The following is a 6,251-nucleotide window of genomic DNA, read 5'->3' as shown; positions in this document are numbered from 1 at the left end:
GGTCGGAAGTCGCGAAGCGGCCCCCGTCCAGCTGGACCATCGGACGCAGGTCCGGCGGGATCACCGGGACGGCGTCGAGCACCATGCCCGCGGGCGAGTTGGTGGTCGTGAGGAACGCGTTGACGACCTTGAGGCGCTTGAGCGCGCGGGTCTTCCGCTGTCCCTTGCCGTTCGCGATGATGTCGCGCAGGTTCTCCGCCTCGGTCTCGAGGTCGAAGGTCTCGAGGCGCTTCTGGATCGCCTCGGCGCCCATCGAGCCCTTGAAGTACGAGCCGTAGCGGCGCGAGAGCTCGCGGTACAGCAGCTCGTCGCCCTCGAGGTCCTGGACCTTGAGGTTCGCGAACCGGTCGAAGACCTGGTCGAGGCGGTCGATCTCGGCGTCCGCGCGCTTGCGCAGGTTCGCCATCTCACGCTCCGCGCCGTCCTTGACCTTGCGCTTGGCATCGGCCTTGGCGCCCTCGGCCTCGAGCTCCGCGAGGTCCTTCTCGAGCTTCTCGGCGCGGGTGTTGATGTCCGCGTCGCGCTGGCCCGCGATGAGCTTCTTCTCCTTCTCGATCTCGTTGCGGAGCTTCGGAAGGTCCTCGTGACGGCCGTCCTCGTCCACCTCGGTCACCATGTAGGCGGCGAAGTAGATGACCTTCTCGAGGTCCTTGGGGGCCAGGTCGAGGAGGTACCCCAGGCGCGAAGGCACGCCCTTGAAGTACCAGATGTGGGTCACGGGCGCGGCGAGCTCGATGTGGCCCATCCGCTCACGACGCACGCGCGAGCGGGTCACCTCGACGCCGCAGCGCTCGCAGATGATGCCCCGGTAGCGCACACGCTTGTACTTGCCGCAGCCACACTCCCAGTCGCGGGTGGGACCGAAGATCTTCTCGCAGAAGAGCCCGTCCTTCTCCGGCTTCAGGGTGCGGTAGTTGATCGTCTCAGGCTTCTTCACCTCGCCGTGGGACCAGGTGCGGATGTCCTCCGCGGTCGCCAGGCCGATGCGCAGGTCGCCGAACTCGTTGACGTCAAGCATTCGTTCGATTCCCTCTTCTTAGATCTCGTCGACGCTGGAGGCGTCCGGGCGGCTGGACAGGGAGATGCCGAGAGACTCGGCGGCCTGATACGCGTCCTCCTCGGACTCGCGCATCTCGACGACGTGACCCTCGGAGTTGAGGACCTCGACGTTCAGGCAGAGCGACTGCATCTCCTTCATGAGCACCCGGAAGGACTCCGGCAGGCCCGGGTCGGGGATGTTCTGCCCCTTGACGATGGCCTCGTACACCTTCACGCGGCCCACGACGTCATCCGACTTGATGGTCAGCAGCTCCTGGAGCGCGTAGGCAGCGCCGTACGCCTCGAGTGCCCACACCTCCATCTCGCCGAAGCGCTGGCCGCCGAACTGGGCCTTTCCGCCCAGCGGCTGCTGCGTGATCATCGAGTACGGACCGGTCGAGCGGGCGTGGATCTTGTCGTCCACCAGGTGGTGGAGCTTCAGGATGTACTTGTAGCCCACCGCCACCGGCTCGGGGAACGGCTCGCCGGAGCGGCCGTCGAAGAGCCGCGCCTTGCCGTCCTCGTTGACCAGACGGTCGCCGTCGCGGTTCGGGTTGATGGTCGAGCGCAGGTTGACCAGCGTCTGCTCCTGCAGACCGTCGAACACCGGCGTCGCGACCGGGGTGCCCGGCTCGGACTTCTTGGCGGCCGCGGGGATGCGCTTGGCCCAGTCGTCCTTCACGTCCGTGGCGTCCCAGCCGTGCTTGGCCACCCAGCCCGTGTGGGTCTCGAGCACCTGGCCGACGTTCATGCGGCCGGGCACGCCCAGCGGGTTGAGGATCACGTCGACGGGGGTGCCGTCCTCGAGGAACGGCATGTCCTCCTGGGGCAGGATCACGGAGATGACGCCCTTGTTGCCGTGGCGTCCAGCGAGCTTGTCGCCCTCCTGGATCTTGCGGCGCTGGGCGATGTAGACGCGCACCAGCTCGTTCACGCCGGCAGGCAGGTCGTCGCCGTCCTCCTCGGTGAACACGCGCACGCCGATGACGGTGCCCGACTCGCCGTGGGGGACCTTCAGCGAGGTGTCGCGCACCTCGCGCGCCTTCTCGCCAAAGATGGCGCGCAGCAGGCGCTCCTCCGGGGTGAGCTCGGTCTCGCCCTTGGGCGTGACCTTGCCGACCAGGATGTCGCCCGCGCGGACCTCGGCGCCGATGCGCACGATGCCCCGCTCGTCGAGGTCCGCGAGGACCTCCTCAGAGGCGTTGGGGATGTCGCGGGTGATCTCCTCCGGGCCCAGCTTGGTGTCGCGGGCGTCGACCTCGTGCTCCTCGATGTGGATCGAGGACAGGACGTCGTCCTCCACGAGGCGCTGCGACAGGATGATCGCGTCCTCGTAGTTGTGGCCCTCCCAGCACATGAACGCCACGAGCAGGTTGCGACCCAACGCGAGCTCGCCGTTGTCCGTCGACGGACCGTCGGCGATGACCGAGCCCTCGACCAGCGCGTCGCCCTCGTCCACGAGCACCCGCTGGTTGTAGCTGGTGCCCTGGTTCGAGCGCTGGAACTTCGAGATGCGGTAAGAACCGGTGGTGCCGTCGTCGTTGGCGACGGTGACCAGGTCAGAGCTGACCTCGGTGACGACGCCGGGCTTGGTGGCCACGACCACGTCGCCGGCGTCGATCGCCGCACGGCGCTCCATGCCGGTGCCGACAAGCGGCGCCTCGGAGCGGACCAGCGGCACAGCCTGGCGCTGCATGTTGGCGCCCATGAGCGCACGGTTGGCGTCGTCGTGCTCGAGGAACGGGATCAGGGCCGTCGCGACCGACACCATCTGGCGCGGCGAGACGTCCATGTAGTCCACGGCGTCGCGGGGCACGAACTCGACCTCGCCACCCTTCGAGCGGACCAGGACGCGCTCCTCGGCGAACGAGTTGTCGTCCGACAGCTCGGCGTTCGCCTGGGCGATGACGAAGTGGTCCTCGTCGTCCGCGGTCAGGTAGTCGACCTTGTCCGAGACCTTGCCCTTGATGACCTTGCGGTAGGGGGTCTCGACGAAGCCGAGCGGGTTCACGCGGCCGTAGGTCGCGAGCGCACCGATCAGACCGATGTTCGGACCCTCAGGGGTCTCGATCGGGCACATGCGGCCGTAGTGCGACGGGTGGACGTCACGGACCTCCATGCCGGCGCGGTCACGCGAGAGGCCGCCGGGGCCGAGCGCCGAGAGGCGGCGCTTGTTGGTCAGACCCGCGAGCGGGTTGTTCTGGTCCATGAACTGCGACAGCTGCGACGTGCCGAAGAACTCGCGGATCGCGGCGACCACGGGACGCGTGTTGATCAGGGTCTGCGGCGTGATGGCCTCGACGTCCTGAGTCGTCATGCGCTCGCGAACCACGCGCTCCATGCGCGACAGCCCGGTGCGGATCTGGTTCTGCACCAGCTCGCCCACCGCGCGGATGCGGCGGTTGCCGAAGTGGTCGATGTCGTCGGTCTCGACCTCGACGGTGCCCGCGAGGGACTCGAAGGTCGCGTGGCCGGCGTGCGCGGCGGCGACGTACTTCACCGTGGCGACGACGTCGTCGAGGCTCAGCACCGAGTCGCCCAGGGCCTTGCCGACCTTGAGCTTCTTGTTGAGCTTGAAGCGGCCGACCTTCGCGAGGTCGTAGCGCTTGGCGTTGAAGTAGAAGTTGTCGAGCAGGTTCTGGCCCGCCTCGACCGTGGGGGGCTCGCCCGGACGCAGCTTGCGGTAGAGGTCGACGAGCGCCTCCTCCTGCGAGTGGACGGTGTCCTTCTCGAGGGTCTCGAGGATCGCGGGGAAGTCCTTGAACTCGTCCGCGAGCTGCTCGTCGGTCATGCCGAGCGCCTTGAGGAACAGCGTGACCGGCTGCTTGCGCTTGCGGTCGACGCGCACGCCCACGGCGTCGCGCTTGTCGATCTCGAACTCGAGCCACGCGCCGCGCGACGGGATCAGCTTCGCGGTGAAGATGTCCTTGTCCGACGTCTTGTCGGGGGTGCGCTCGAAGTACACGCCCGGCGAACGGACCAGCTGCGAGACGACCACGCGCTCGGTGCCGTTGACGATGAACGTGCCCTTGGGGGTCATGAGCGGGAAGTCGCCCATGAAGACGGTCTGGGACTTGATCTCGCCGGTGGTGTTGTTCATGAACTCTGCAGTCACGAACAGCTGGGCGGCGTAGGTGAAGTCCTTCTCCTTGCACTCCTCAGGAGTGTGGCGCGGCTCCTCGAAGTACGGGTCCGAGAAGCTCAGCGACATCGTCTGGCCGAAGTCCTCGATCGGGGAGATCTCGTCGAAGATCTCCTGGAGACCGGCGATCTCGGGGACGTCGTCGCGCCCCTCCTTCTGAGCGGTCGCAACGCGCGCCTGCCAGGCGGCGTTTCCGACGAGCCAGTCGAAGCTCTCCGTCTGGATTCCCAGCAGGTTGGGAACCTCGATGGGCTCATCGATCTGTGCGAACGAGATGCGCGGAGATGCTGAACGGTTGGCGATGGCAGTTGCCGAGGGGGTGCGCGAGGCAGCCAAGGGCGGGTCCTTCCCTTTTGATAGCGTGCGTGACGCGCGTCTCAGACCACGGCTCCACCGGACCCTGGGGCGAAGCCACTCTCAGAGCGGACGCACGCCAGGTAGGCATATGAGGGCAGGGCATAGACAGCGCAACTACCAACGATAGCCGCCAGGCGCGCGATTGTCCACCGGGTCTCGCGATCCCGTCAAGGGAGACGCACCGTGTCGTCACCGTTTCGTGACCTGACGGGGCTGCCCCTGCACCTCAAGCCTACTCCCCCACCTCAGGCGACCCACGCATCGGCCCTGCGGGCGGCACCCCCACCGGGAAGGCGGGCCCGGTACGGCGGGCCGATGCGGTGGCCCGGTAAGGCACGATGCGGCCGGAAACGGCGAAGGCCGGGCCGCCCTGACGGGCGACCCGGCCTTCGCGCGGGATGCGGTGTCGAGTTACTTGAGCTCGACGGTGGCGCCGGCAGCCTCGAGCTGCTCCTTCGCCTTCTCCGCGTCCTCCTTCTTCGCGCCCTCGAGGACGGGCTTGGGAGCCTCGTCTACGAGCGCCTTGGCCTCGCCGAGGCCGAGCGACGTGAGCGCGCGCACCTCCTTGATGACCTGGATCTTCTTGTCGCCGACGGCCGCGAGGATGACGTCGAACTCGTCCTTCTCCTCGACGGCGGCACCGGCGTCGCCGCCAGCGGCACCCGGGGCGGCAACGGCCACAGCGGCCGGGGCGGCGGCGGTGACCTCGAAGGTCTCCTCGAACGCCTTCACGAACTCGGACAGCTCGATGAGCGAGAGCTCCTTGAACTGCTCGATGAGCTCCTCGGTGGAGAGCTTAGCCATGATGTTTTCCTAACTTTCGTGCTGCGTGGCAGCAGGTTCTTGCGATGGGGATCGCGACCGCTTAGGCCGCTTCTTCCTGCTTGGCACGCAGGGCGTCGACAGCACGCGCCGCCTGGGCGAGCGGTGCCTGGAACAGGTATGCCGCGCTGAACAGCGACGCCTTCATGGCGCCGGCTGCCTTGGCGAGCAGGACCTCACGGGACTCGAGGTCTGCGAGCTTGTTGATCTCGTCAGCCGAGATGACATTTCCATCGAGCACGCCGCCCTTGATGACGAGCGCCTCGTTGTCCTTGCCGAACTCCTTCAGACCCTTTGCAGCCTCCACCGGATCGCCGGTGACGAATGCAATGGCCGTGGGACCCACGAAGAGGTCGTCGAGACCCTCCACGCCGGCTTCCTTGGCCGCGAGCGCCGTCAGAGTGTTCTTCGCGACCGTGTAGGTCGCGGCGCCACGGATCTTTCCGCGCAGCTCGGCGAGCTGCGGGACAGACAGACCGCGGTACTCGGTGACCACGACAGCGCTGGACTCACGGAACGCGTCCGCGAGCTCCTTGACTGCCGCCACCTTGTCTGGCGTCGCCATAGTTGTCCTTCCTTCGGGTGACCACCGTCGCCTCCTCACGGAGGCGTCCCGACCCGGGAAGCAGAAAGGCCCCGCACAGGCGGGGCCGGCACGCGCATCGGCCGCACATGCGAAAGGCGACCCGAAGGTCGCCCATGAGTGCGCTCGAACGCTGTCGATCTCACCTGCGCTGGTCCCCGCTGCTGCGGAGCTTCGGCCGTTCCCGGTTGCCCGGGCCCGACGACCGGCGGTCTTGGGCCCTGCAATGGTACGGGACCGAGGCCGCTGCGCGCAAATGCCGCCGCCGCGGGCGTCAGCGGGCCCGCGAGCGCTCAGTCGACCGGACCA

3 protein-coding genes and 1 pseudogene are annotated in these 6,251 nt (G+C 67.6%); all 4 read right to left on the bottom strand.

Features of this window, described 5'->3' with window-relative positions:
- Window positions 1–1,018 (bottom strand): annotated as a pseudogene (locus QZ483_RS12140) (DNA-directed RNA polymerase subunit beta'); the annotation flags it as partial.
- Between the two features lie 18 nt (window positions 1,019–1,036).
- Window positions 1,037–4,516 carry a DNA-directed RNA polymerase subunit beta gene (gene rpoB / locus QZ483_RS12135; protein WP_297084358.1) on the bottom strand — a complete coding sequence of 1,160 codons (3,480 nt, stop codon included), beginning with the start codon at window positions 4,514–4,516 and terminating at the stop codon, window positions 1,037–1,039.
- A gap of 432 nt (window positions 4,517–4,948) precedes the next feature.
- Window positions 4,949–5,341, bottom strand: coding sequence for a 50S ribosomal protein L7/L12 (gene rplL, locus QZ483_RS12130; RefSeq protein WP_297084356.1), 393 nt, complete (start codon window positions 5,339–5,341; stop codon window positions 4,949–4,951).
- Between the two features lie 61 nt (window positions 5,342–5,402).
- On the bottom strand, window positions 5,403–5,924 hold the full coding sequence (gene rplJ, locus QZ483_RS12125; RefSeq protein WP_297084354.1) for a 50S ribosomal protein L10: 522 nt from the start codon (window positions 5,922–5,924) through the stop codon (window positions 5,403–5,405).
- Window positions 5,925–6,251 lie beyond the last annotated feature (327 nt).

The sequence above is a fragment of the uncultured Demequina sp. genome (genome assembly GCF_913055775.1).
Classification (GTDB): domain Bacteria; phylum Actinomycetota; class Actinomycetes; order Actinomycetales; family Demequinaceae; genus Demequina.
The sequence above is the reverse complement of the archived record's forward strand: the minus strand, read 5'-3'. Positions and strand labels throughout refer to the sequence as shown.

What these genes read in the sequence shown, in the direction of transcription:
- rplL (WP_297084356.1), bottom strand. Translation starts at nt 5,341, where the DNA reads ATGGCTAAGCTCTCCACCGAGGAGCTCATCGAGCAGTTCAAGGAGCTC.
- rplJ (WP_297084354.1), bottom strand. Translation starts at nt 5,924, where the DNA reads ATGGCGACGCCAGACAAGGTGGCGGCAGTCAAGGAGCTCGCGGACGCG.